Annotated in this window: 16 protein-coding genes; 9 read left to right on the top strand and 7 right to left on the bottom strand. The window is 70.4% G+C overall.

Annotation, left to right across the window (positions count from 1 at the left end; all coding sequences use genetic code 11):
- Positions 1-101: 101 nt before the first annotated feature.
- On the top strand, positions 102-1,535 hold the full coding sequence (locus ACIRPK_RS32770; RefSeq protein ID WP_403045457.1) for an MFS transporter: 1,434 nt from the start codon (positions 102-104) through the stop codon (positions 1,533-1,535).
- A gap of 73 nt (positions 1,536-1,608) precedes the next feature.
- Here the strand turns inward: ACIRPK_RS32770 and ACIRPK_RS32765 are convergent, their stop codons facing one another.
- The 3 genes from ACIRPK_RS32765 to ACIRPK_RS32755 form a co-directional block, all read right to left on the bottom strand.
- Positions 1,609-2,304, bottom strand: a complete 696-nt coding sequence (locus tag ACIRPK_RS32765; protein ID WP_403045455.1) for a DUF305 domain-containing protein — start codon at positions 2,302-2,304, stop codon at positions 1,609-1,611.
- Positions 2,286-2,969 carry a DUF3105 domain-containing protein gene (locus ACIRPK_RS32760; protein ID WP_403045452.1) on the bottom strand — a complete coding sequence of 228 codons (684 nt, stop codon included), beginning with the start codon at positions 2,967-2,969 and terminating at the stop codon, positions 2,286-2,288. The genes ACIRPK_RS32765 and ACIRPK_RS32760 overlap by 19 nt, the downstream gene beginning before the upstream one ends.
- A gap of 138 nt (positions 2,970-3,107) precedes the next feature.
- Positions 3,108-3,590, bottom strand: a complete 483-nt coding sequence (locus ACIRPK_RS32755; RefSeq protein ID WP_403045449.1) for a hypothetical protein — start codon at positions 3,588-3,590, stop codon at positions 3,108-3,110.
- 251 nt (positions 3,591-3,841) lie between these two features.
- Here ACIRPK_RS32755 and ACIRPK_RS32750 point away from each other — a divergent pair, with 251 nt between their 5' ends.
- Together ACIRPK_RS32750 and ACIRPK_RS32745 are read left to right on the top strand one after the other, a co-directional pair.
- On the top strand, positions 3,842-5,341 hold the full coding sequence (locus ACIRPK_RS32750) for a protein phosphatase 2C domain-containing protein (protein ID WP_403045446.1): 1,500 nt from the start codon (positions 3,842-3,844) through the stop codon (positions 5,339-5,341).
- An 80-nt stretch (positions 5,342-5,421) separates the two neighbouring features.
- Entirely contained in the window at positions 5,422-5,751 is a 330-nt protein-coding gene (locus tag ACIRPK_RS32745; protein ID WP_403045443.1) for a deoxyxylulose-5-phosphate synthase, read from the top strand.
- Positions 5,752-5,758: 7 nt separating this feature from the next.
- Here the strand turns inward: ACIRPK_RS32745 and ACIRPK_RS32740 are convergent, their stop codons facing one another.
- Positions 5,759-6,358: a TetR family transcriptional regulator C-terminal domain-containing protein gene (locus tag ACIRPK_RS32740; RefSeq protein ID WP_403045441.1), complete on the bottom strand. Its 600-nt coding sequence runs from the start codon at positions 6,356-6,358 to the stop codon at positions 5,759-5,761.
- A gap of 145 nt (positions 6,359-6,503) precedes the next feature.
- Here ACIRPK_RS32740 and ACIRPK_RS32735 point away from each other — a divergent pair, with 145 nt between their 5' ends.
- Complete coding sequence (locus ACIRPK_RS32735) at positions 6,504-6,950, top strand: DNA-binding protein (protein ID WP_403045439.1); 447 nt, start codon at positions 6,504-6,506, stop codon at positions 6,948-6,950.
- Here the strand turns inward: ACIRPK_RS32735 and ACIRPK_RS32730 are convergent.
- The gene (locus tag ACIRPK_RS32730) at positions 6,935-7,288 is read right to left on the bottom strand and encodes an HGxxPAAW family protein (RefSeq protein WP_403045437.1); all 354 of its coding nucleotides are present in this window, start codon (positions 7,286-7,288) and stop codon (positions 6,935-6,937) included. The genes ACIRPK_RS32735 and ACIRPK_RS32730 overlap by 16 nt on opposite strands.
- A gap of 112 nt (positions 7,289-7,400) precedes the next feature.
- Between ACIRPK_RS32730 and ACIRPK_RS32725 the strand changes: the two genes are divergently transcribed.
- A complete protein-coding gene (locus ACIRPK_RS32725) occupies positions 7,401-7,883 on the top strand; it encodes a MarR family transcriptional regulator (protein ID WP_403045435.1) in 483 nt (160 codons plus the stop codon).
- 36 nt (positions 7,884-7,919) lie between these two features.
- Here ACIRPK_RS32725 and ACIRPK_RS32720 read toward each other — a convergent pair whose 3' ends face one another.
- Complete coding sequence (locus tag ACIRPK_RS32720; protein WP_403045433.1) at positions 7,920-8,633, bottom strand: hypothetical protein; 714 nt, start codon at positions 8,631-8,633, stop codon at positions 7,920-7,922.
- A gap of 368 nt (positions 8,634-9,001) precedes the next feature.
- Between ACIRPK_RS32720 and ACIRPK_RS32715 the strand changes: the two genes are divergently transcribed.
- From ACIRPK_RS32715 to ACIRPK_RS32705, 3 genes are all read left to right on the top strand, one after another.
- Entirely contained in the window at positions 9,002-23,650 is a 14,649-nt protein-coding gene (locus tag ACIRPK_RS32715; RefSeq protein WP_403045430.1) for an isopeptide-forming domain-containing fimbrial protein, read from the top strand.
- 271 nt (positions 23,651-23,921) lie between these two features.
- Positions 23,922-24,485, top strand: coding sequence for a hypothetical protein (locus tag ACIRPK_RS32710; protein WP_403045428.1), 564 nt, complete (start codon positions 23,922-23,924; stop codon positions 24,483-24,485).
- 117 nt (positions 24,486-24,602) lie between these two features.
- Positions 24,603-25,487 (top strand): spherulation-specific family 4 protein, encoded by an 885-nt coding sequence (locus ACIRPK_RS32705; protein ID WP_403045425.1) that lies wholly within the window; start codon positions 24,603-24,605, stop codon positions 25,485-25,487.
- 143 nt (positions 25,488-25,630) lie between these two features.
- Here ACIRPK_RS32705 and ACIRPK_RS32700 read toward each other — a convergent pair whose 3' ends face one another.
- Positions 25,631-26,155, bottom strand: coding sequence for a flavoprotein (locus tag ACIRPK_RS32700; protein WP_403045422.1), 525 nt, complete (start codon positions 26,153-26,155; stop codon positions 25,631-25,633).
- Between ACIRPK_RS32700 and ACIRPK_RS32695 the strand changes: the two genes are divergently transcribed.
- Entirely contained in the window at positions 26,105-26,416 is a 312-nt protein-coding gene (locus ACIRPK_RS32695; RefSeq protein ID WP_403045419.1) for a helix-turn-helix domain-containing protein, read from the top strand. The genes ACIRPK_RS32700 and ACIRPK_RS32695 overlap by 51 nt on opposite strands.
- Positions 26,417-26,506 lie beyond the last annotated feature (90 nt).

The raw sequence follows: 26,506 nt of genomic DNA, 5'->3' as shown, positions 1-26,506 counted from the left end.
GGTAGGTGACCAGCTCTGCTCACGAGCACATCCCGTAACGATCCGATCGCCATCCGATCAGTTCGATGGCAGAACAGTTCGGTGGCCGATATATTACTCGGGTGAGCACCCTGAACCCGAGTCTCGCCCAGCGCCTGCTGGCCGAGCGCCCCCGCCCCCGCGCGGTGGCCGGCTGGCGGCACGCGCACTGGCTGGCCGTCGGTACGGTCTGCCTGGGCGCGTTCCTCGGGCAGCTCACCGCGAGCATCACCGCGCTGGTCTTCCCGGAGCTGGAGCGGGCCTTCGGCGCCAACTTCGCCGCCGTCGAGTGGGTCGCCCTCGCGTACCTGCTGGTCCTGGTCGCGCTGCTGGCCCCGATCGGACGGCTGTCGGACCTGGTCGGGCGGAAGACCGTCTACCTCGGCGGCTTCGGGGTCTTCGCGCTGGCCTCGCTCGGCGCCGGGCTGGCCGACAGCCTCGGCCTGCTGGTCGCCTGCCGGGCCGTCCAGGCGGTCGGCGGCGCGATGATGCAGGCGAACAGTGTCGCGCTGGTGGCCCGCGGCGTCCCCGAGCACGCGATGCGCAGCGCGCTCGGCATCCAGGCCGCCGCGCAGGCCCTCGGCCTCGCGCTCGGGCCGACCCTCGGCGGGCTGCTGGTGCAGCACGTCTCCTGGCGCTGGGTGTTCTGGATCAACGTCCCGATCGGGCTGCTCGGCATCCTCGCGGGCTGGTTCCTGCTGCCCCGGACGTATCCGCAGGGGCGGCCGCAGGCACCGCGCCGCGACGGCCGGTTCGACCTGGCCGGGCTGGTGCTGCTGGTCGGCTGTTCGACCGCCCTGCTGCTGGCCCTCTCCACCGCCTCCGGCCTGCCGCTCCCCGCCTGGGCGGTGGCCGTCCTGCTGGTCGCGGCCGTCGTGCTGGCCCTGGCACTGGCCCGGCAGGAGCAGCGCGCCGACCGACCGTTGATCCCCCCGGGCCTGATCAACACCCCCGGCATCCGGGCCGGGCTGCTGATCGCCCTGGTCGGCTACCTGCTGCTGTTCTGCCCGCTGGTGCTCGGCCCGGTGATGCTGGTCGGTGCGGGAGCACCGGTGGCCACCGCCGGATTGGTGATCACCGCCCTGCCCGCCGCCTTCGCGGTCGCGGCCACGGTCGGGGCCGGGCTGCTTCCCGACTCCTGGTCGGACGCCGTCCGGTGCCGCTGCGGCGCGCTGGTCGCCGCGCTCGGCCTCGGACTGCTCGCGCTGGTGCCCGCCACCCCGTCGGCCACCGTGCTGCCGCTGGTGCTGACGGGCTACGGCCTAGGGCTGCTGCTGCCCGCGAACAACGCGCTGGTGATGCGGGCGATCCCGGTCGCGAGCTCCGCCGTCGGCGGCGGGCTGGTCAACATGGTGCGCGGTCTCGGCACCGCGCTGGGCACCGCGTTGCCAGTGCTGGCCGTCCACCTGGCGGGGCATCAGAACGGCGGCCGCGCCGTCCTCGCCCTGCTCACCCTGGTCGCGGTCGCGGCCGCCGGCCTGGCCGCCCGGGTCCGGACCGGCGCACCACGGGCCTGAGCGCCGCGCTCCCCGGCAACGCCGAAGGGTGCGGCCGGACGGTGACGTCCGGCCGCACCCTTCGGACGGGGTGTCAGGAGAGCGGCTTGGCGCCGCGCTTCGCCAGCAGGTCGGTGATCAGGTCGATCTCCGAGCGCTGGCCGTTCACCATGGTCTGGGCGAGCCGCTTCTCGACCGCGTTGGTGCCGAGGTCGACGTAGCCCTGCGCCATCGCGACGCCGCCCTTGTGGTGCTCGATCATCAGCTGGAGGTAGTAGACCTCGGCCTCCTGGCCGTTGAGCGAACGCAGCTTGTCGAGCTCGGTGTTGGTCGCCATCCCGGGCATCAGCGAACCGTCGTGCGGCTCGTACCGGTGGTCCATCCGCATCCAGGCCATCGGCTCGGCACCCGAGTGCTGGGTCAGGCCCCACTGGTCGAGCCAGCCCATCATCATGCCCCGCTGGTTGGCCTGGGTGTTGATGATGTCGAAGGCCAGGTTCCGGATGTCGGTGCTCTCGGTCCGGTCCCGGACGATGAACGAGAGGTCGATGGCCTGCTGGTGATGGGTCGCCATGTCCCGGGCGAAGCCGGCCTCCGCCGACTCCTGCGCGGGCACCGACGCCACCGAACCGCTGGCGTCCGAACCACCGGCCACCAGCGCGGGCACGCCGAGGCCGAGCGCCACCGCCGCCGCCAGGGCGGCGGGCCACCAGAGCCGACGCCGGCCGGCCCCGACGGCCGGCCCCTCGACCGTGTCCGCCTCGCCGGTGACTACTGGGCGGTGCTGCACGACGCCCCCGGCTCCTGGGTCTGCGGGCCCTGCACGTACTTGGTGAAGAAGCTCGCCACCCGGGGGTCGGCCGCGCTGTCCACCGTCAGCTGGGTGCCCCACGCGGTCAGCGTGATGGTGCCCGGCTCGTCCGGGTAGGGGCTGATGAAGGAGTACGGGGTGGTCTTCACCCGGCTGGAGAGCGTGCTGACGTCGTCGGCCGAGGCCTTCGCGTTGTACGTCACCCAGACCGCGCCGTGCTCCAGCGCGTGCACGGCGTTCTCGTTCTCGACCGGCTTGTCGTAGACGGTGCCCATGCAGTTCAGCCAGACCGGGTTGTGGTCACCGCCGACCGGCGGGGTCTGCGGGTACGTCACCTTGGTGGTGACGTGGTTGCGGGCGAGGTTGTCGAAGGTCCGGACACCGTCGATCGGCGCCTTGGCGGCGGCGGCCTCCTTGTCCTTCTTCTGCTTGGCGTCGAGCGCGATCCACGCGCCGCCGCCCACCATGCCGGCGAGCAGCACGGCGGCCGCACCGATCGCGATGAACTTGTTGCGGCGGTCGCGGCGCTGCTCCTCGGCGCGCAGCTCGGCGATCCGGGCGCGGCGGTCGGCGGTGCTCGGGCGGACGTTCGACTTGCCCTTGCCGGGCTGCTTGGTCGGCTGCTGCTTGGCGGCGGAACCCATGAAAGTTGTCCTTGTCCCCGTCGGGCGGTGCCCGCTCGGCGGTCTACGGATTGGCAGGGGAAGCGGAGCCGTCCGGGCCCGGCCGGCCGTCGGCCTCGGTCGGCCGTGGTCGGTCGGTGCGCGGACGGTGGGTTCCGCTCAGCTCCGTTGGATCTGGAGCGCGTGCAGGTCGGGCGCCAGGTCCGGGCCGCTCAGCGGTGTGAGCACCGGTGGGGCGGGTCTGGCCTGCGGCGCGATCAGCCGGGCGGGCACCGCGGGCACGGGCTGCGGCGGCGCGTTCGGCAGCTGCGACTCCTGGCCGCAGTACGGGTGGCTGGAGCAGCCGCTGCCGGGGGTGGGCTGCTCGCCGTCCACCGTGCACCAGACCAGCGGCGGCCGTTCGGTGCCCTGGACCTGCGGGGAGCGGTGGTGCCGGAGCCCGTGCGCGGCCGCCACGGCGGCGGGCTGCGCCGTCACCGTGGTCACCGGCGGGGGGCCGGTCCGGGCGACCGCGTGCGCGCGGCCCGCACACGGGAGCACCGCGAGCAGACCCGCCAGCAGCAGGATCCACAGCGCGGCCGCCGGGCGGCCGGCGATCGCGGGCCTCCCCGGCTGCGGTGTGTGAGCCCCCGGCACGGTCATGCGCACATATTAATCAGCCGAACGGGTGAGGGTGGAGTCCCTCGGGGAGTCTCGTTCCCTGCCGTTCACGTCGAGTACGTGCAGTTCGGCACGGTTTCGGCCGGTCCCGACCGGCTGTCGCGGCACTGCGCTCACGGGGTGACCGGTTGTCGTCGATTCCCGGACACCGTCGTTCTCCTTGGGGACAATGACGTCGAGCCCGGGGCCCAGGCCCGCTCGACAGTCGGCAGACACGGACGAGGAGCAGCCGGATGAGCAACCAGGGCGCACCACCGCAGCGCGGCGACGGCTGGTGGCACGAGGTCTACACGGGCCCGGCCGCCACCCTGCGGGACACACCGGAGACCCCGGACGACGACGCCACGGTGGACGACCGGTTCGACTCGGCGGCCGGGATGATCGGGACGCAGCGCACGGCCGAGGCGGTGCCGGTCGCCGGAGCTGCGGCGGACGCCGAGATCGAGGCCGACGCCGACGCCGGACCGGACGCCGGCGGGCTGTCGGTGGACGACTGGTTCGACTCGGCGCTCGGGATGATCGGGACGCAGCGCAGCACCGAGGTCACCGTGGTGACCCGCTCGGCCGAGGGCGACCCGGACGAGGACGATCTGGACGAGGAACAGCGGCCCGAGACCGACGAGGTCGACGGTGACCTGGCCCCGGGCGACGTGACGGACGCCGAGGTGACGGACGCCCACGTGGCGGACGCCGAGGTGGCGGAGCCCGAGCCGGCCGCGCTCCCCGTGGTCGCACCGACGCCCCCGTCCGCCGACGCGCTGAGCTCGGTCGAGCCACTGCCGCCCGCCGCCCGCCGCGCGTACGACCAGCAGCCGGTGCCGCACGTCGGCGACCGCCCGCCGACCTACGGGCCCGAGCCGACCGCCGTCGCGGTCGCCGACCCGGAGGAGCTCGCGGTCCTCACCCCGGACACCGTCCTGGAGGGCGCCCAGTACGGCACGGCCACGCTGCGCGCGGTCTCGGTCCGGGGCGACTCCGCCCGCTACCGGGGTGAACTGCGCCGGGACGCCCTGCTGATCACCCGGTTCGGGGAGGGCGCGGAGGGGCTGCTGCTCGCGGTGGTGGCCACCACCTCCGCCTCGGCCCCGCCCTCACCGCTCGCCGCCGAAGCCTGCCGGCACCTGGCCGCCGCGATCGGCCGCAGCCGCGCGGAGCTCGCCGCCGACCTGCGCGACGGTGCGCGCGACCGTCTCCGCTACGGCCTCCAGCGCCTCACCACCAGCGCGTTCGCGCCGCTGCGCGCCCCGGGTGCGACCCCGGACGCCGCCCCGGGCCAGGACGCTGACGGAGCGTCCGCCCCCGCCCTCGCGCCCGACGGCCGGTCCGCCGCCGCCCTGCACTGCCTGCTGCTCTCGCTCGACCCGGCGGCCACCCACCGCGCCGCCTTCGGGCTCGGCCCGAGCGGGCTGTACCTGCTCCGCTCGGGGCACTGGATCGACGCCTACGCCGCCCGGCTGCTGCACCACCCGGACGGTCAACTACCGACCCCCACCGGCCCGTTGGTCAAGCCGTTCCGGTTCCGGCTGGTGCCGGCCACACCCGGCGACATCCTGCTGCTCTGCACCCCGGGCCTGGCCGATCCGCTGGCCGACGAACCGGCCGTCGCCCACTTCCTGGCCAACCACTGGGCCCACCCGCACCCGCCGGGCACGGTCGACTTCCTCCGCCAGATCCAAACCCGCGCCAAGGGCTACTCCGCCGACCGCACCGCCGCCGCCCTCTGGACCGAGTGATCCGCCGACCGGCCGACCCCGGGGCCGAGGGCCCGGAAAATCCGCTCGATCCGTCGGCCCGGCCGATCTACGCTCCGGGTATGACGCCGACCAGAACCTCCTACGTCTGCCTGCCCTGCCGGGCCTCGTACAAGCAGTCGCCGACCGGCGACCACCGGCGGCCCTGCCCGCGCTGCGCCCGGCCGCTGCTCCGGGCCGGTTCGGCGTTCGCCGCACCGCGCCGCCGGGACACCGCCGCCTGGCGGACCCTCTCGGTGCTGCTGAACGCGGGCGTCGACTTCCACAAGAGCTGCTGCGGAGGCCCGGGCTACCGTCCACGCACGCTGTTCGAGGTGCGCGAGCGGATGGCGTACGCCCGGCGGACGGGGGAGCCCTTCGCCCGCGCGCTGGTCCGGTCCGCGCTGCCCTGACGGGCGGTCAGCCGCCGAGCAGGGCCCGGGCCACCGAGGCGAGCTGGCCGACGGCCTCGGTCCGGTCGGCGCCGGGCAAGCCGATCGCGACCGGCACCGCCAGGCCGTCCAGCAGGGCACGGAGCTGGACGGCCCGGGCGGCCGCGCCGCCGGCGGTGAACTCGCCGCCCGCCACGCCCTCCTCGATCAGCGCGACCAGGTCGGTCTGCCAGGGGGCCTCGATCTCCAGCTGGCCCTGCCGGATCTCCGCACTGGCGGGGGACCGGCCCCAGACCTCCAGCCAGAGGATCCAGCGCGGATCGCCGGGGCCTTCGGGCAGGTACAACTCGGCGTACCCGGCCAGTCGCTGACGTGTCGTCAACTCCCGGTCGGCCAGCATGGCGCGACGCCGCTCGCCGAGCTGCTCCTCGCTCCAACGCAGGGTCTCCAGCAGGAGTTGGTCCTTGCTGCCGAAGTAGTAGAGCAGGTGGCCGGCGCTCATCTGCAACTGCTTGCCCAGCCCGGCCATGGTCAGCTTGGCCAGCCCGTGCTCGGCGATCGCCGCCCGGGCGGTGGCGAAGACCTCCTCGCGCGGCCGCGCGGGGCGCCGCGTCCGTGGCTCCGCCATCTGCCGTTCCTCCTGCTCAGGGATGGATCAGGCCAGCTTCTCACGGTCGGGCGGGCGGGGGCGGTGGTGTCCCGGCAGGCGGATTGAACGAACTGTTTGCAATGGCCCGTTGTCAACAAGTGCCGCATTCGCCTACGGTGGGGGCATGACCGAGGACAGCAAGGTGAAGCTCTCCGCCCCGTTCGACGTACCGGACGCGGCCGCCGCGCACGAGAAGCGGCAGTACCCGGCCCTGCTCCGGATCACCGAGCGGCACGCCCACGGCGAGGCCCGCACCCGCTGGGAGGAGCGGCGGATGCCGCTCGGTCCGGTGGACGCCTGGCGGCGGGTTGTGCTGCTGGCCGGTGGCAGCGAGTTCCCCGAGGAGGGCGAGGCGCCGGTCGACGCGGACGACCTGGCGGCCGCGCTGGCCCTGGTGCAGTGGGCCCGGGCGGAGGTGGACGAGTGGGAGCTCGGCCTGCTGGAGATGGCCCGTGGCCGGGGGCTGACCTGGCAGCAGATCGCCGTCAACCTCGGCCTCGGCTCGGCGCAGGCGGCCCGGCAGCGGCACCTGCGGCTGGCCGAGCGGGCGCCGGATCAGTCCGCGGGCTGAACGGCCGTCAGCTCGCCGCGCCGGCCGGGTCGGTCCGGGGTCTGCGGCCGGGCCGCGAGGCGGCAGCCCAGGCAGTCGGGGTGCCGGGAGACGTCCCGGACGCGCCAGTCCCACTGCGCCTCGGGACGCGGTCCGCTCCGCTTGCCCCAGCCCGCGAGGTGCAGCAGCCAGCTGGCCAGCGCGCCCGCGACGACCAGCCCGGCGCCGAGCCAGAGGCCCGGCACCCAGGCCGCGCACATCGCGACGCCGGCCGTGGTGAATCCCGCGAACACCAGGGCGGAGCCGGTCCATCCCGCGACGGTGTGGCCCATGTCGTGGTGGCCGTGCATGCCGCTCATCCGGGCACTCCTTCGTCATGCTGGGTGGGCCGAGGTGGCTCGGCCGATCGAGCTCGCACGTGATCCCAGTTGTCTCACGTGCTAAGTATCTTAGACTCTAAGGAGATTTCAGGTGGAGGGCAAGCCCCGTCCGGCCGCATCCCCCGCGCAGGCCCTGACGGCCATGGACCAGCTGATCGCCCTCAGCCTGGTCAGCCAGCAGGACATCGCGCAGCGCCTCGGCCTCGGGGTCACCGACCTCACCTGCCTGGGCCACATCCTCGGCGCGGGCGAGCAGCCCATCACCGCCGGCGACCTGGCCGACCGCGCCAACCTCACCAGCGGCGCCGTCACCGGCGTGCTCAACCGGCTCGAACGCGCCGGGTACGCCCACCGGGCCGCCGACCCGGCCGACCGACGCCGGGTCAGGATCGTCGCCGACGAGTCGGCCGCCGCCCGGCTGTACGCGGTCTACGAACCCTTCTACCTCCGGATGAACGAGCTGTTCGCCGACTACACCTCCGACGAAGTCGCCGTGCTGGCCGACTGGTTCACCCGCGCCACCGCCCTGATGGGCACCCGGCTCGACGAGCTCCGCACCACCGGCCAGGCATGAAGGGTGCCTGCGGCGAGGTGCCGCAGGCACCGGTGGTCAGGACGGTTTCTTGTCGATCTCTAGGTCGGCCTCCGGGGTCCTGACGAGGTTTCCGGGCGGGCCGGCCGCGTTGCCGGTGTTGTTGTCGAGGGCCGGGTCGTTGGTGGGCGAGCTCGCGGTGGCGATGGTGCGGATGTCGGAGCCGTTGCCGGTGTAGGTGGGGTCCAACTGGACGGTGAACACCCAGCGATGCGACGCGCCGGAGGTGATCGAGGCCGGCCCGCAGCTGACGGACTGTCCGCTGGCGGTGCAGCCGTCGGCGGAGGAGACGAAGAGCAGCTGGGCGGGCAGCGAGTCGCGGACCGCGACGTCCAGGGCGTCCGAGGGGCCGTTGTCGGTCGCGGTGATCACGTACTGGAAGGTCTCGCCGGGGGCGATCGGGGTGGAGGTGACGGTCTCCTTGGCGGTGGAGACGTCGGCGGTCGGCGTGCCCGCCTTGCCGTCGGGCAGTCCGGCGGTGGAGCTGTCGTTGTCGGTCCTGGGGTCGATGTTGTCGGCGGTGACCTTGGCGCTGTTCTTCAGCGCGGTGCCGTCGCCCCGGTAGGCGGGGTCGAGCCGGACGGTCAGGACGCACTGCTCGCCCTCGACTCCCGGGACCCGGCTCTGACGGCTGGTCAGACCCGCGACGCTCTTCGCGCAGTCGGTGCCCCCGAGCGCGGCCGACCCGCCCGGCATGAGACAGACCCCCACCATGGCCAGCGCCGCGGACACGACCGGACGCAGCCGGCACGCCGGTGTGAGCCGCCGAGGTGGACTCGGCTCGCCGGCTGCCATCACTCGCCACTTCCAGGTGGGGAGCGCTTCCGCTGCCTCCCTCAGCATCCCGGAAGTATCGGGAGACATGACAGGTAGTCAGCATGTCACCGGCGCGGACGAACTGCGTTACCTCGTGGGCGGTGTGGCTTGAGGCCCACGCGGTCGCGACATCACCGGACGCGCGCGGGCACGGCACTGCGCTGGACGGGTTCATCTTTGCCGATCATCGTGCGGCCCTGGAGTGTCCAGCCAAATTCACCCCATATAAGGCCCTTATATACAAAACGAACGGTATGCCTTGATTCGGAGAGAACGGGAACACGATGGCCGCCTTTCTCAAGCGCCTGATCGCGGTGGTAGTGGCCTGGGTCCTGGCCATGACCGTGTCCCCGTTCTCGTCTGTCGCCGTGGCCCCGGTTGATGACGCCGCGCCGCAGCCGCGTGCTGCGGCAGGCGCCTGCGCGGCGAAGACGTCGGGCTTCAACCAGTGCCAGGTCTTCCGGAACACCGGTTCCACCCAGACCTTCACGCCGCCGGCCGTGGCGACGGCGGTGCGGTTCCACCTGTGGGGCGGCGGCGGTGGCAATGGGATCGGCACCCCCTCCGGGTGGGGCGGCGGTGGTGGCTACTCCCTGGGGACGGTCTCGGCACCGCTGGCGGCGTCGTACTCGATCAACGTGCCTGCGGCGGGTGGCGGGTCCTTCAATTCGGGGAAGGGCGGCGGTGCGGCCTGGGTGAAGGACGCGTCCGGCGCGTTGTTGCTGGTCGCCGGAGGCGGGGGCGGCGGCGGCCGGGGGATCACCTCCGCCGTGGGGGGCGACGGCGGGGCCGGTGGCGGTGTGAACGGTGAGGTCGGCGCCAATGGCGGAGGCGGTGCCAAGGGCGGCCAGGGTGCGACCGGTGCCACTGGAGGCGCGGCAGGGAACATCGGTGCTCTCTCGGGAAAGGCGGGCGCCAACGGTCCGCTCGGGGCGGGTGGTGACGGCGGAACGAGTGGGAACATCAGCACCAGCGATGCGGGTGGCGGTGGTGGCTCCGGCTATGCCGGTGGCGCGGGCGGTGACGGCAACGCGGTGGGGGGAGGCGGTGGTGGTGGCGGCGGCAGCGGTTTCGTGGACACGGCGAAGGTCCCGGGCGGCACCACCGCTGCGGGGTCGGGGAAGACCCCCGGTGGGACGGGTGACCCGTTCTACGACGCCGACAAGTACGGCGACCCGAAGGCGGCCGGCGCGGTCGTGGTCGAGTGGACGATCCCTGCCGTGAAGATCACGTCGCCGGACGACGGCGACACCATCGGCACCGACACCGAGTTCACCGGGACCGGCGCGCCCGGCGCCACCGTGACGCTCACCCGTGGCACCTCGACCACGGTCATCGGCACCGCGACCGTCGCGGCGAACGGCACCTGGACGATCGTCGCCAACGGTCAGGCCACCAGTGCCACCAAGGTGGCCTACAAAGCATCCCAGACGCTGACTGCGGGTCAGACGGCCCTCAGCGACACGGTCTCGGTCGTGGTGGTCAGTACCGGCACCATCACGGGTAAGCCGGTGACGCTGATCCAGACCACCACGACTGGCGCATGTCAGACGAACTACAACGACGCAAAGCAGTTCTACGGCTCCGACAGCTGCGGCACGGGCATCAGCGTGGGTACGGCCGTCTACGGCGGTGCGGCATACGTACAGAATTCGAGTGGCGGATCCACCAAGAGTGTCAACCAGAGCCCGACCACCGGTGCCGGCACCTCGGCGGACCCGTTCAAGATGACGACGGACTTCACGGCCGCCAGTACGCTGCGCCTCTCCCAGCAGGAGACGTACGTCAACGGTGAGAACGGGTTCCGGATCGACATCACGGTCACGAACAACGGCACCGCAGCGCGGTCCGGCAACCTGTACCGGGGCGGCGACTGCTACCTGCAGGGCGCCGACTCGAGCTACGGCGCGGTCCTTCCGGCGGCGCCGGGCATGGGCAATGGCATTGCGTGCGTGAAGAACGCCAACGGCACCGGACAGGCGATGATGTTCGTGCCGCTCACCCCGGGCAGCTCCTACTCGGAGGGGGGCTACAGCACAGTCAAGGGCCATATCCAGACCGGCAAGGCGCTGCCGAACACCTGTGACTGCACGAACAACGTCGACAGCGGTATGGCCATCTCGTGGCCGTACTCGCTGGAGCCGGGCGCGTCGACGACGATCAGCTTCGTCACCTACTTCCGCCCGGCGGACGTGAAGCCGATCCTGACGGAGAAGACGGTGGCGCCGGGCAAGGCGAAGCCGGGCGACACCGTCACCTATACGGTGAAGCTGACCAACAAGGACAACGCCTACCCGGTGACCACGTTCGGTTTCAACGACACGCTGGACAGCCGCCTGGACTACGTCGCCGGCTCGACCAGGGGCACGGATCTGCACGAACCGGCGGTGACCGGCTCCCAGTTGGGCTGGGGCACGTTCATCACGCTGCCCGCCGGAGGGTCGTACACGTTCACCTTCCAGGCGAAGGTGAAGAGCACGGCGACGCTGGGCACCGCCACCAACGACTTCACCGGAGACGGTCTCACCACCCTGTCGAAGGTGGCGCCGCTGCTGATCGGGCCGCTGGCGGGGCTGACGGTGACCAAGACCGTGGACAAGTCGGCGGTGCTGATCGGTGATCAGGTGGTGTTCACCGTCGCGGTGAAGAACGACGGCCCGAACGCGGCGGCCAACGTCGTGCTCACCGACCAACTGCCGGCCGGTCTCACCTACGTCTCGGACGACTCGGCGGGCAAGTACAACAGGACCACCGGCCTGTGGACGGTCGGCGCCCTGGCCAACGGCGCCACCGCGACCTTGAAGGTCACGATGAAGGGCACCCAAGAGGGCGACTTCCTCAACGCCGTGACGGCGGTGACCTCGGACACGACCAACGAGAACAAGCTGTGTACGGACCCCTCGACCCCGTCCACCTGCCCGAGCGCCAGGGTCCTGGTGCGCTCCAGCGACCTGGTGATGACCGCGGCGACCGCCCCGAACCCGGTGGCGCCCGGCGGCACCTCCACGGCAACGCTGACCGTGACCAACAGCGGTCCGTCGACGACCGTGTCCGCGGCGACCGTGACGTTCACGCTGCCGCAGCGCACGACGCTCGGTGCGCCCCTCCCGTCCGGCTGCACTGCGGCCGCTGACGGCAAGTCGGTCACCTGCACCATCGCGGCGGGCCTGGCCAAGGACGCCAAGGCCATGTTCGCGATCCCGCTGGTCGTCGACTCGAACGCCCCGGTCGCGACCGCGCTCACGGGCGGTTCGGCGGTGGTGGCCTCCGCGGACGATCCGAACACGGCGAACAACACGGCGGCCGTGCCGCTGTCCACGACGGCCAAGGGCTCCAACGACCTGGCGATGTCGGTGACCTCGCCGGCCTCTCCCGTAACCCCGGGCACGGCGGGCACCGTGACCGGGATGGTGACGAACGGCGGCCCGTCGGACACCACCTCGGTGTCGACGGTGACGTTCACGCTGCCGGGCCGCACGACCGCCGCCGCGACGCAGCCTTCGGGTTGCACGGTGGCGGCGGACAAGAAGTCCGTGACGTGCAACATCCCGGCCGGGCTCAAGAAGGGCGCCACGGCCTCGTTCCCCATCTCGGTGGTGGTCGATCCGGCCGCGCCGCTCGGCACGGTGCTGTCGGGCGGCAACGCCGCAGTGGTGAACGGCGAGGACCCGCTCGCGACGAACAACACGGCTGACTTCTCGGTGACGACCACGACCACGGGCTCAGCCGACCTGTCGATCACGAAGAAGGCCGAGGGCACCACGTCCGTCCCGCCCGGTGGGAACCTGGTGTACGACCTCGTCGTGGCGAACGCCGGCCCGTCGCAGGCGACGAACGTGGTGGTCACGGACACCCTGCCCGTCGGGTTGAAGTTCGTCTCCGCCGACTCGGGGTGCACGGCTTCGGGGCAGGTGGTGACCTGCCCTCCGGTCGCGACGCTGAACCCGGGTGCGACGAGGACCGTCAAGATCACGGTGCAGCTGGATCAGGCCTACACGGGTGACGGTTCGGACATCAGGAACCAGGCGTCGGTGAAGTCGGACACCACTGACCCGGACCCGTCGAACAACACCTCGGATGCGTCGACCGGCGGTCTGCCCGGTCCGGGGCCGGGTCCGAACCCGCCCGCGCCGGTGAAGGCCGATGTGGCGATCACGAAGAAGCCCGCTTCGACGGCTCCGGTCGTGCCCGGTGAGACGTACGACTACACGGTGACCGTCACGAACAACGGTCCGTCGCAGGCTTCGGGTCTGGTGGTCACGGATTCGCTGCCCGCTGCGTTGAAGTTTGTTTCTGCGAGCGACGGTTGCACGGCCGTGGGCCAGAACGTGTCCTGCCCGAAGCTGGCCACGTTGGCGGCGCAGACGTCGAAGACGTACACGGTCAAGGTGCAGCTCGACCCGGCCTACACCGGTGACGGAACCGACGTGCGGAACCAGGCGAAGGTCGCCACGGACAGTGCCGACCCGGACCAGAGCAACAACACCTCGGACTCCTCCACCGGCACCCTGCCGGGCCCTGGTCCGAACCCGCCCGCGCCGGTGAAGGCGGATGTGGCGATCACGAAGAAGCCCGCGAGCACCACTCCGGTTGCTCCTGGTGAGTCGTTCGACTACGCGATCACGGTGACGAACGTCGGTCCGTCGGATGCCAAGGGCCTGGTGGTGACGGATGCGTTGCCGTCGATGCTGAAGTTCGTGTCGGCGAGCGACGGTTGCACGGCTGTGGGCCAGGACGTGTCCTGCCCGAAGCTGGCCACGTTGGCGGCGAAGGCGTCGAAGACGTACACGGTCAAGGTGCAGCTGGACCCGGCTTACGCCGGTGACGGGGCGGATGTGCGGAACCAGGCGAAGGTCGCGACGGACACGGCCGACCCTGACCTGACCAACAACACCTCCGGCGCGACCACTGGTGGTCTGCCGGGTCCGGGGCCTGGGCCGAACCCGCCCGCGCCGGTGAAGGCGGACGTCGCCATCACGAAGAAGCCGGCCTCGACCACTCCGGTCGCCGCTGGTGAGTCGTTCGACTACACGGTCACTGTCACGAACAACGGTCCGTCGGACGCCAACGGCCTGGTCGTGACCGACGCCCTGCCGTCTCCGCTGAAGTTCGTTTCGGCGAGCGACAGTTGCACGGCTTCGGGCCAGAACGTGTCCTGCCCGAAGCTGGCCACGTTGGCCGCGAAGGCGTCGAAGACCTACACGATCAAGGTGCAGCTCGACCCCGCCTACGCGGGCGACGGGACGGATGTGCGGAACCAGGCGAAGGTCGCCACGGACACGGCCGACCCGGACCAGAGCAACAACACCTCGGACGCGTCCACCGGCACTCTCCCCGGCCCGGGTCCGAACCCGGCCAAGGCGGACGCGGCGATCACGAAGAAGCCGGCCTCGGTCACTCCGGTCGCCGCTGGTGAGTCGTTCGACTACACGGTCACCGTCACGAACAACGGTCCGTCGGACGCCAAGGGCCTGGTGGTGACGGATGCGCTGCCGGCGATGCTGAAGTTCGTTTCAGCGAGCGACAGTTGCACCGCGACCGGCCAGAACGTGTCCTGCCCGAAGCTGGCCACCCTGGCGGCGAAGACCTCGAAGACCTACACCATCACCGTGCAGCTCGATCCCGCCTACAGCGGCGACGGCAGTGACGTGCGGAACCAGGCGAAGGTCGCGACGGACACGGCTGACCCTGACCAGAGCAACAACACGTCGGATGCTTCCACTGGTGGTCTGCCGGGTCCGGGCCCTGGTCCGAACCCGCCTGCCCCTGTGAAGGCGGACGTGGCGATCACGAAGAAGCCGGCCTCGGCCACCCCGGTCTCACCGGGCGAGACGTTCACCTACGAGATCGCAGTGACGAACAACGGGCCTTCGGAGGCGAAGGGTCTGGTGGTGACGGATGCGCTGCCGTCGATGCTGAAGTTCGTTTCAGCGAGCGACAGTTGCACGGCGACCGGCCAGAACGTGTCCTGCCCGAAGCTGGCCACGTTGGCGGCGAAGGCGTCGAAGACGTACACGGTCACGGTTCAGCTCGACCCGGCGTATGCGGGTGACGGCAGTGACGTGCGCAATCAGGCGAAGGTCGCGACGGACACGGCTGACCCTGACCAGAGCAACAACACGTCGGATGCTTCCACTGGTGGTCTGCCGGGTCCGGGCCCTGGTCCGAACCCGCCCGCGCCGGTGAAGGCGGATGTGGCGATCACGAAGCAGCCGGCGTCGGCCACTCCGGTCGCTGCTGGTGAGTCGTTCGACTACACGATCACCGTCACGAACAACGGTCCGTCGGACGCCAACGGCCTGGTCGTCACCGATGCACTGCCGCCCGTGTTGAAGTTCGTCTCGGCGAGCGACAGTTGCACGGCGACCGGCCAGAACGTGTCCTGCCCGAAGTCGGCCACGTTGGCCGCGAAGGCGTCGAAGACCTACACGATCAAGGTGCAGCTCGACTCCGCCTACACAGGCGACGGGACGGACGTCCGCAACCAGGCGAAGGTCGCCACGGACAGTGCCGACCCGGACCAGAGCAACAACACCTCGGACTCCTCCACCGGCACCCTGCCGGGTCCTGGTCCGAACCCGCCCGCGCCGGTGAAGGCGGACGTGGCGATCACGAAGAAGCCCGCGAGTACCACTCCGGTTGCTCCTGGTGAGTCGTTCGACTACACCGTCACAGTGACGAACAACGGTCCGTCGGACGCCAAGGGTGTGCTGGTGACGGATGCGCTGCCGTCGATGCTGAAGTTCGTTTCGGCGAGTGACAGTTGCACGGCTGTGGGGCAGGATGTCTCCTGCCCGAAGCTGGCCACCCTGGCGGCCAAGGCGTCGAAGACTTACACCATTACCGTCCAGCTCGACCCGGCCTATGCGGGCGACGGCAGTGACGTGCGGAACCAGGCGAAGGTCGCGACGGACACGGCTGACCCTGAACAGAGCAACAACACCTCCGACGCGACCACTGGTGGTCTGCCTGGTCCGGGGCCGGGTCCGAACCCGCCCGCGCCTGTGAAGGCCGATGTGGCGATCACGAAGAAGCCCGCCAGGACCACTCCGGTGGCACCGGGTGAGTCGTTTGACTACACGGTCACCGTCACCAACAACGGGCCGTCCGATGCCAAGGACCTCGCGGTCACCGACGCTCTGCCGTCGATGTTGAAGTTCGTGTCGGCGAGCGATGGTTGCACGGCGACCGGTCAGGACGTGTCCTGCCCGAAGCTGGCCACGTTGGCGGCGAAGGCCTCGAAGACGTACACCATTACCGTCCAGCTCGCCCCGGGGTATGCGGGTGACGGTAGCGATGTGCGGAACCAGGCGAAGGTCGCGACGGAAAGTGCCGACCCCGATCCGAGTAACAACACGTCGGATGCGGCGACCGGTGGTCTGCCGGGTCCGGGTCCGGGTCCGAATCCGCCGGCACCGGTGAAGGCAGATGTTGCCATCACCAAGAAGGCCGCGAGCACCACTCCGGTTGCTCCTGGTGAGTCGTTCGACTACACGGTCACCGTCACGAACAACGGGCCTTCGGAGGCGAAGGGTCTGGTGGTGACGGATGCGCTGCCGTCGATGCTGAAGTTCGTTTCGGCGAGCGATGGTTGCACTGCTGCCGGTCAGGACGTGTCGTGTCCGAAGCTGGCCGCGTTGGCGGCGAAGGCCTCGAAGACGTACACGATCACGGTGCAGCTCGACCCGGCGTACAGCGGTGACGGCAGTGACGTGCGGAATCAGGCGAAGGTCGCGACCGACAGCGCCGACCCGGACCAGAGCAACAACACGTCGGACGCGACCACTGGTGGTCTGCCTGGTCCGGGCCCTGGTCCGAACCCGCCTGCCCCTGTGAAGGCAGATGTCGCGATCACCAAGAAGCCCGCGAACACCACTCCGGTGGCACCGGGTGAGTCGTTCGACTACACGGTCACCGTCACGAACAACGGGCCTTCGGAGGCGAAGGGTCTGGTGGTGACGGATGCGCTGCCGTCGATGCTGAAGTTCGTTTCGGCGAGCGACGGTTGCACGGCTGTGGGTCAGGACGTGTCCTGTCCGAAGCTGGCCACGTTGCCGGTGAAGGCGTCGAAGACGTACACGATCACGGTGCAGCTCGCCCCGGCGTATGCGGCTGACGGCAGCGACGTGAAGAACCAGGCGAAGGTTGCGACAGATACGGCCGACCCCGACCAGAACAACAACACCTCCGACGCGACCACCGGCGGTCTGCCGGGGCCGGGCCCTGGCCCGAACCCGCCTGCGCCCGTGAAGGCGGATGTCGCGATCACGAAGAAGCCGGCGTCGGTCACTCCGGTCGCTCCGGGTGAGACGTTCACGTACGAGATCGCGGTGACGAACAACGGTCCGTCGGACGCCAGCGGTGTGGTGGTGACGGATGCGCTGCCGGCGATGTTGAAGTTCGTTTCGGCGAGCGACGGTTGCACGGCGACCGGTCAGGACGTGTCCTGCCCGAAGCTGGCCACCCTGGCGGCCAAGGCGTCGAGGACGTACACGATCACGGTCCAGCTCGACCCGGCCTACAGTGGTGACGGCAGCGACGTGCGCAACCAGGCGAAGGTCGCGACCGACAGCGCCGACCCGGACCCGAAGAACAACACCTCCGCCGCGACCACTGGTGGTCTGCCTGGTCCCGGTCCTGGTCCGAACCCGCCCGCGCCGGTGAAGGCGGACGTGGCGATCACCAAGAAGCCCGCGAGCACCACTCCGGTTGCTCCTGGTGAGTCGTTCGACTACACGATCACCGTGACCAACAACGGGCCGTCCGACGCGAAGGGCTTGGCGGTCACTGACGCTCTGCCCGCGATGCTGAAGTTCGTTTCGGCGAGTGACAGTTGCACTGCTGCTGGGCAGGATGTCTCCTGCCCGAAGCTGGCCACCCTGGCGGCCAAGGCGTCGAAGACCTACACCATCACCGTGCAGCTCGACCCCGCCTACAGCGGTGACGGCAACGACGTGCGCAACCAGGCGAAGGTCGCGACCGACACCGCCGACCCCGATCCGACCAACAACACCTCCGACGCGACCACCGGTGGTCTGCCTGGTCCCGGTCCTGGTCCGAACCCGCCCGCGCCGGTGAAGGCAGATGTCGCGGTCACGAAGAAGGCTGTGGGCAGTGCATTGGTGGCTGCCGGTGAGTCGTTCGACTACACGGTGACGGTGACGAACAGCGGTCCGTCGGACGCCAGCGGTGTGGTGGTGACGGATGCCCTGCCCGCGATGTTGAAGTTCGTTTCGGCGAGCGACGGTTGCACCGCCACGGGTCAGGAGGTCTCCTGCCCGAAGGTGGCGACTTTGGCGGCCAAGGCGTCGAAGACTTACACCCTCAAGGTGCAGCTCGACCCGGCGTACAGCGGTGACGGCAGCGACGTGCGCAACCAGGCGAAGGTAGCGTCCGACAGTCCTGACCCTGATCCGAGTAACAACACGTCGGATGCGGCGACCGGTGGTCTGCCTGGTCCGGGGCCGGGTCCGAACCCGCCCGCGCCGGTGAAGGCGGACGTCGCCATCACGAAGAAGCCCGCGAGCACCACTCCGGTTGCTCCTGGTGAGTCGTTCGACTACACGATCACCGTGACCAACAACGGGCCGTCCGACGCGAAGGGCTTGGCGGTCACTGACGCTCTGCCGGCGATGTTGAAGTTCGTTTCGGCGAGTGACAGTTGCACTGCTGCTGGGCAGGATGTCTCCTGCCCGAAGGTGGCCACTTTGGCGGCCAAGGCGTCGAAGACGTACACCCTCAAGGTGCAGCTCGACCCGGCGTACAGCGGTGACGGCAGCGACGTGCGGAACCAGGCGAAGGTCGCGACCGACACGGCCGACCCTGACCAGAGCAACAACACGTCCGATGCGGCGACCGGTGGTCTGCCGGGTCCGGGGCCGGGTCCGAACCCGCCCGCGCCTGTGAAGGCAGACGCCGTGGTCACCAAGAAGCCCGTAGGCGACACCCCGGTCGCCCCTGGCGAGACGGTTACGTACGAGATCACGGTGACGAACAACGGGCCGTCACAGGCGTCCGGACTGGTCGTCAGCGACGTGCTTCCGTCCATGCTGAAGTACGTCTCGTCCGACCCGACCGGCTGTGTCGCCACTGGTCAGGACGTGTCCTGCCCGAAGGTCGCGACGCTTGCGGCGAAGGCCTCCACCACCTACAGACTGGTGGTGCAGCTGGACCCGGCGTATGCGGGTGACGGCAGTGACGTGAAGAATCAGGCGAAGGTCGCGACGGACAGTGCCGACCCTGACCAGAGCAACAACACGTCGGATGCTTCCACTGGTGGTCTGCCTGGTCCTGGTCCGGGTCCGAACCCGCCCGCGCCGGTGAAGGCGGACGTGGCGATCACGAAGAAGGCCGCGCGCACCACTCCCGTTGCTCCTGGTGAGTCGTTTGACTACACGATCACCGTCACCAACAACGGTCCGTCGGACGCCAACGGCCTGGTGGTCACCGACGCCCTTCCGGCGATGCTGAAGTTCGTTTCGGCGAGCGACGGTTGCACGGCGGCTGGGCAGGATGTGTCGTGTCCGAAGCTGGCCACGTTGGCGGCGAAGGCCTCGAAGACGTACACGATCACGGTGCAGCTCGACCCCGCCTACTCCGGCGACGGTACGGATGTGCGGAACCAGGCGAAGGTCGCGACGGACAGTGCCGACCCGGACCAGAGCAACAACACGTCGGATGCTTCCACTGGTGGTCTGCCCGGTCCGGGCCCTGGCCCGAACCCGCCTGCGCCGGTGAAGGCTGACGTGGCGATCACGAAGAGGCCGGCGTCGGCCACTCCGATCGGTGCTGGTGAGTCGTTCGACTACACGATCACGGTGACCAACAACGGGCCTTCGGAGGCGAAGGGTCTAGTGGTGACGGATGCGCTGCCGTCGATGTTGAAGTTCGTTTCGGCGAGCGACGGTTGCATTGCCACTGGTCAGGACGTCACCTGCCCGAAGCTGGCCACGTTGGCGGCGAAGGCGTTCAAGACGTACACGGTCACGGTCCAGCTCGACCCGGCCTACGCCGGCGACGGCAGTGACGTGCGCAACCAGGCGAAGGTCGCGACCGACACCACCGACCCGGACCCGACCAACAACACCTCCGACGCGTCGACCGGCACCCTCCCGGGACCGGGTCCGAACCCGGCGAAGGCCGACGTCGCGATCACCAAGAAGCCCGTGGGTGACACTCCGGTCGCTCCCGGCGAGTCGTTCGACTACACGATCACGGTCACCAACAACGGCCCCTCGGACGCCAAGGGCCTAACGATTACCGACGCGCTGCCCGCCGTGCTGAAGTTCGTTTCGGCGAGCGACGGTTGCACGGCTGTGGGTCAGGACGTCACCTGCCCGAAGCTGGCCACCCTGGCGGCCACAGCATCGAAGACGTACACCATCACCGTGCAGCTCGACCCGGCCTACACCGGCGACGGTACGGATGTGCGGAACCAGGCGAAGGTCGCCACGGATACGGCCGACCCGGACCAGAGCAACAACACCTCGGATGCGTCCACGGGGACACTCCCGGGTCCGGGTCCGAATCCGCCGGCACCGGTGAAGGCAGATGTTGCCATCACCAAGAAGGCCGCGAGCACCACTCCGGTCGCGGCTGGTGAGTCGTTCGACTACACCGTCACGGTGACGAACAACGGTCCGTCGGACGCCAAGGGTGTGGTGGTGACGGATGCGCTGCCGGCGATGTTGAAGTTCGTTTCGGCGAGCGACGGTTGCACGGCTTCGGGCCAGAACGTGTCCTGCCCGAAGCTGGCCACGTTGGCGGCGAAGGCGTCGAAGACCTACACGATCACGGTTCAGCTCGACCCGGCGTACAGCGGTGACGGCAGCGACGTGCGGAACCAGGCGAAGGTCGCGACCGACAGTGCCGACCCTGACCAGAGCAACAACACGTCAGATGCGGCGACCGGTGGTCTGCCTGGTCCGGGGCCGGGTCCGAACCCGCCTGCCCCTGTGAAGGCAGATGTCGCGATCACCAAGAAGGCCGCGAGCACCACTCCGGTCGCGGCTGGTGAGTCGTTCGACTACACCGTCACGGTGACGAACAACGGTCCGTCGGACGCCAAGGGCGTGGTGGTGACGGATGCGCTGCCGGCGATGGTGAACTTCGTTTCGGCGAGTGACGGTTGCACGACCAGTGGTCAGGACGTCACCTGCCCGAAGCTGGCCACGTTGGCGGCGAAGGCGTCGAAGACCTACACCATCACCGTGCAGCTCGACCCGGCCTACGCCGGTGACGGGACGGACGTCCGCAACCAGGCGAAGGTCGCCACGGACACCACCGACCCGGACCCGACTAACAACACCTCTGACGCGTCGACCGGCGGTCTGCCGGGTCCGGGCCCTGGTCCGAACCCGCCTGCCCCCGTGAAGGCGGATGTGGCGATCACCAAGAAGCCGACCTCCTCGACACCGGTTGCTCCTGGTGAGTCGTTCGACTACACGATCACCGTCACCAACAACGGGCCGTCCGACGCCAAGGGCCTGGTCGTCACCGACGCCCTGCCGTCTGCGCTGAAGTTCGTTTCGGCGAGCGACAGTTGCACCGCCACCGGTCAGGACGTCACCTGCCCCAAGCTGGCCACCCTGGCCGCGAAGGCGTCGAAGACCTACACCATCACCGTGCAGCTCGACCCCGCCTACACGGGCGACGGAACGGACGTGCGCAACCAGGCGAAGGTCGCCACGGACACCACCGACCCCGACCCGACCAACAACACCTCCGACGGAGCAACCGGCACCCTCCCCGGCCCCGGCCCCAACCCGCCCGCGCCGGTGAAGGCGGACGTGGCGATCACCAAGAAGCCCGCCTCGGCCACCCCGGTCGGCGCCGGTGAGTCGTTCGACTACACGATCACCGTCACCAACAACGGCCCCTCGGACGCCAAGGGCCTGGTCGTCACCGACGCCCTGCCGTCTGCGCTGAAGTTCGTTTCGGCGAGCGACAGTTGCACCGCCACCGGTCAGGACGTCACCTGCCCCAAGCTGGCCACCCTGGCGGCCAAGGCATCGAAGACCTACACGATCACCGTCCAGCTCGACCCGGCGTACACCGGGGACGGCAGTGACGTGCGCAACCAGGCGAAGGTCGCCACGGACACCACCGACCCCGACCTGACCAACAACACCTCCGACGCGGCGACCGGCACCCTCCCCGGCCCCGGCCCGAACCCCGCCAAGGCGGACGTCGCGATCACCAAGAAGCCGGTCGGGACCAAGCAGGTCGCGCCGGGCGAGACCTTCGAGTACACGGTCACCGTTACCAACAACGGCCCGGCCCAGGCGTCGGACGTGAAGACCACCGACGCGCTCCCCGCGCCCCTGGCCTTCGTGTCCTCGGCCGACGGGTGCACCGCGGTCGGTCAGGACGTGACCTGCCCGGCCCTTCCGATCCTGGCGGCCAAGGGGACGAGGACGTTCACCTTCACCGTCAGGCTGGACCAGGACTACGAGGGCGACGGTTCGGACATCGGCAACATCGCCAAGGTCTCGGCCGCGACCCCGGATCCGGACCTGTCGAACAACTCCTCGGCCGCCGCCGGGCTGCCCGGCGGAAAGCCCGCCCACGGTCAGGCCGACCTCGCCGTCGACAAGTCGTCGAAGGGCAGCGCGGTCGCCCCCGGTGAGACCGTCGACTACACGATCACCGTCACCAACAACGGCCCGTCGTCCGACGGTTACCAGGTGGTCCTCACCGACCAGCTGCCGGCGGCGCTGACCTACGTCTCCTCCCAGCCGGCTGGCTGCACCGTGAATACCACGACCAGGACGGTTACCTGTCCGGCCAAGGGGCGGCTGAAGGTGGGGGAGAAGTTCACCTACGTCCTCACCGCCCGACTGGACCCCTCCTACGCGGGCGACGGCACCGACGTCGTCAACCGAGCCGTGGTGCACGCGGACAACATCGACCCCAACCGCGCCAACGACAACGACACCGCCCCCCTGCCGGACGGCGGACGGCCCGCCGCCCACAAGCGCGACCTGGCGGCGCAGGCGCTCCTGGCCCGGGAGACCGCGGTACCCGGCGAGACGGTGGACCTGACCGGCCGGATCAGGAACCACGGGCCGTCGACCCACAACGGTGAGGCCACCTTCGCGGTGACCCTGCCCGATCAGCTCTCCTTCGCCCAGGCGCTGCCCGGCCACTGCACGGCGGACACCCCGCATCACGCGACCTGCAAGCTCCCCGCAGGCATCCTGCCCCTGCCCCGGTCCGGGAACCGGGCGGCGTCGGACGGCTACGTGGACACCGGGTTCGGCCTGCGGGTGTCCCCGGACGCGGTGGGCGGCCAGACCCTGACCGGCAAGATCCGGGTCACCGACCCCGCCGACCGGTTCCCCGACAACGACGAGGACACTTTCACGCTCCGGATCGGAACCCCCACCGCGGACCTCGCACTGACCAAGTCCGCCGCATACCCGGCCGGCAAGACCAAGGTCGACCCGGGCGACACGTTCACCTACACGCTCACCACCACCAACCAGGGCCCGTCCACGGCGGTCAACACCCGGGTCACCGACCCGCTCCCGGCCGCGCTGTCGTTCGTCTCCTCGCCGGACGGCTGCGCCGCCAACGGACGGACCGTCACCTGCGGCCCGACCGCACGACTGGCGCCGGGGGAGAAGGCGGTCCACCGCATCCTGGTCAAGCTCGACCCCGGGTACGCGGGCAGCGGGAAGGGCGTCGACAACATCGCCACCACCTCCTCCGACACCCCCGACCCGGACCAGGGCAACAACAGCAACAAGCCCGGGACCAACGGCCCCGACGGCGGTCCGCTGAACACCGGCAAGGTCCAGCCGTCGCCCAAGCCCCTCCCGTACACCGGCGCCGCCGTGACCCTGGCAGCCGCAGCCGCAGCCGTCCTGCTCGCGGTCGGACTCGGGTGCGTCGTCCTCGCGGCCAAGCGCAGGAGGCGGGGCCGGATCTGACGGCGGGTACTTCCCGGAGGCCGCGCGGGCCCGGAACGGCACCAGCCGTTCCGGGCCCGCGCGCATACCCGTACACGCGCCCCGACGCCGCCAAGCGGCGGCACGGCGATACCCCGAAGGAATGACCTGGCGGGGGCGCGGCCACCGGCTGGTACGCAACGCGCTCCCGTCCCCGCAGAGTTGCAGAGACGCGTCGGCACGACCGGTGCGGCACGGGCATCTGGAGGTCGAGGCATTGGCCAGTTCGAACGCACGATGGAGGACCACTCTGGTGGTCGCCGCAGTACCGGTGGCCGCATGGTGCAGCCTGGCCACTGTCGCTTCCGCCGAGGCCCCGGCGCCGCCACCTGCGCTGGTGGCGGTGTCGATCGACGCGGGCCGGGCCGAGGCGCAGGCGGGCGGCACCCTCACCTACACCGTCAAGGTGCGCAACGACAGCGACCGGCCCATCGCCGGGGCCGAGATCTCCCAACTGCTCCCGCCCGCACTCGAAGCCCGCTCCGCCGACCAGGGCGGACAGCTCGGCGCCACCCAGGTCACCTGGACCGCCGACCTGCCGCCCCGTCGCGACGTCACGCTCACCCTGACCGCCGGGGTGGCCGAGAACACCGCCCACACCGACAAGTTGGTGACCACCGCCTGCGTGCGGACGGTGGCGGACCAACCGCTGGCCGGTTGTGCCTCGAGCCGTCTCGCCTGGGCGCCGGACGACGGCGGGGTCTGGCCGATGGCAGCGGTCGCGGCCGGTGCCGGTGTGGTCGCCCTGGTGGGCGGCGCCTTGGTCGTCCGGGCGCGCCGGCGCAGGAGCTTGGGGTCGGGGGCGGAGTTCGGCTGAGCGTGCCGTTTCCGTTGGGTGCTGTCGGGTCGTCAGATGTTTTCCTTCCTGTTGGGGAGTGCGGATAGCATCCGGGGCGAGCGGTGATGATCATCGCTGACGACTGGGGGGATTTTCATGCGTATGCACAGCAAGGGCCTGCTGGCCCTGGCCTTCAGCTCGGTGCTGGCTCTGACGTCCGGGGTCTCGGGTGCCGCGGCCGACAGCCGGGGGCTGGAGATCGCCGTGCCGGCCTATGTGTGGCCGGAGGACCCGATGCTGACCGGGCTGCAGGCCGCGTCGCCCGCCGCGTCGGTGGTGGTGCTCAACCCGGGGAACGGGGACACCCCGTTCAACGCCACCTGGCAGGCGCAGGCCGACACCCTGCGCGGGAGGACCACGGCGACCGGAGCCAAGACCAAGGTGCTCGGCTACGTCCACACCGACAACGCCACCCGCCCGCCGGCCGACGTGAAGGCGTCCGTCGACAACTACCTGAAGACCGCCGACGGCAAGCTGCACGTGGACGGCATCTTCTTCGACGTGGTCAGCCGGGACTGCGGGCCCGGGAACAGCTCGCGGGACTACTACCTGGCGCTGCGTCAGTACGTGCAGTCCACGGTCGACGCACTCGACCCGGCGGCCCAGGAGCTGGTGGTGGACAACCCGGGCACCGCGATCGCCGACTGCTACCTGGAGCCCGGCCACCGCACCGCCGACACCTTCGTGACCTACGAGGGGACCTACGCCGACTACACCGGCGCGGGCTGGCTCGGCGGCAACGTCTTCAACCTCACCGCCGGCTACTACTCGGGCGCGACCTTCGACCCCAGCGGCACCGCCTTCTGGCACCTCGTCTACGGCGTGCCCGGCGCCCCGCAGATGCGCACCACCCTCGACACCGCCTTCACCCGCGGCGCGGGCTACGCCTACGCCACGGACGACGTGCTCGCCAACCCGTGGGACGCCGCACCGAGTTGGGGTTTCGCCGCGCAGACCTCGTACGCGGCCACGATCGGCTGACGGCGGTCACTGCGGGGGTGGGTGCCTCGGACCTCAGGTCACCACCCACCCCTTCGGGCTACCGACAGCGCACCCTCGACGTGAGCCACCTGCGGCAGCCGCAGCCGGGTGCGTAGGCCGCGCTCGGACGTACCCAGCTCAGCTCACATGGTGTCGAGAGCGCCGAGCGCCGTCTCCCACGGGTACGGCGGGGCCTGCCTGGAGGCGTGCGGTACGAACTCGCCGAGCCCGAGCAGGACATGAGCACCCGCATCGCGGAGAGTCCGCACGCTCCGGTCGAACTGCGGGTGTGCGGCCATGGTGTCCTTCAAACAGGGCATCACCGCCAGCGGCGCGCGCCGTCCGAGCGCCTCGACCGCGTAGCCGATCGGCCATGACGGGGTGAGCCCGAGCGCCACCGAGTTGACGGAGTTCAGCGTGGCCGGCGCCAACAGTGCGACGTCAGCGGGCGGCCAGCTGTCACGCTCGCCCGGGCGCCGGCACCGGCTCTTCACCGGGTGGCCGGTCAGCTCGGCCAGAGCCTCGAGCTCGTCCCCCAGCCAGTCGGCGGCAGTCGGTGTGAGCCCGACGCAGACCGTCCAGCCACGCGCCTGTGCCGAGGCGACGACGACAGGGAAATGCAGCACGGGCGGGGCCGCAGCGCCCAGGAGATGCAGCACTCTCGACATGCCGACATGGTCTCAGCTCAGACCAGGCGCCTCCTCCGAGGTGTCACCCAGCGAGAGCTCGCGGGCCTCGCGCAGGTCTCCTACAGCTCGGTGCGTCAGGTCGAGCAGGGCACCCGCCGACCGAGTGCAGCACCGGGCGGCTTTGAGGCGTGCGGCCTCGACGGCCCAGTGTCGGGTCGGGGGCGACGGCGATCTCGACCACCCGGCCGCGGACGGCGTGCGTCCGCCAGTGTGGTGCGCCCGGGCCAAAGCTTGGTGTGAACCGCCCCGGGTTCGGTAGAGGCTCGATTTCGTGTAAGGATTCGAGTCATGGCACGTCCCTCTTCCTACCCGCCTGAGCTGCGCCGTCGT

It is taken from the genome of Kitasatospora sp. NPDC101801, from assembly GCF_044766665.1.
Taxonomy (GTDB): domain Bacteria; phylum Actinomycetota; class Actinomycetes; order Streptomycetales; family Streptomycetaceae; genus Kitasatospora.
Note: the sequence above shows the minus strand (reverse complement) of the source record. Positions and strands in the feature narration are given on the sequence as shown.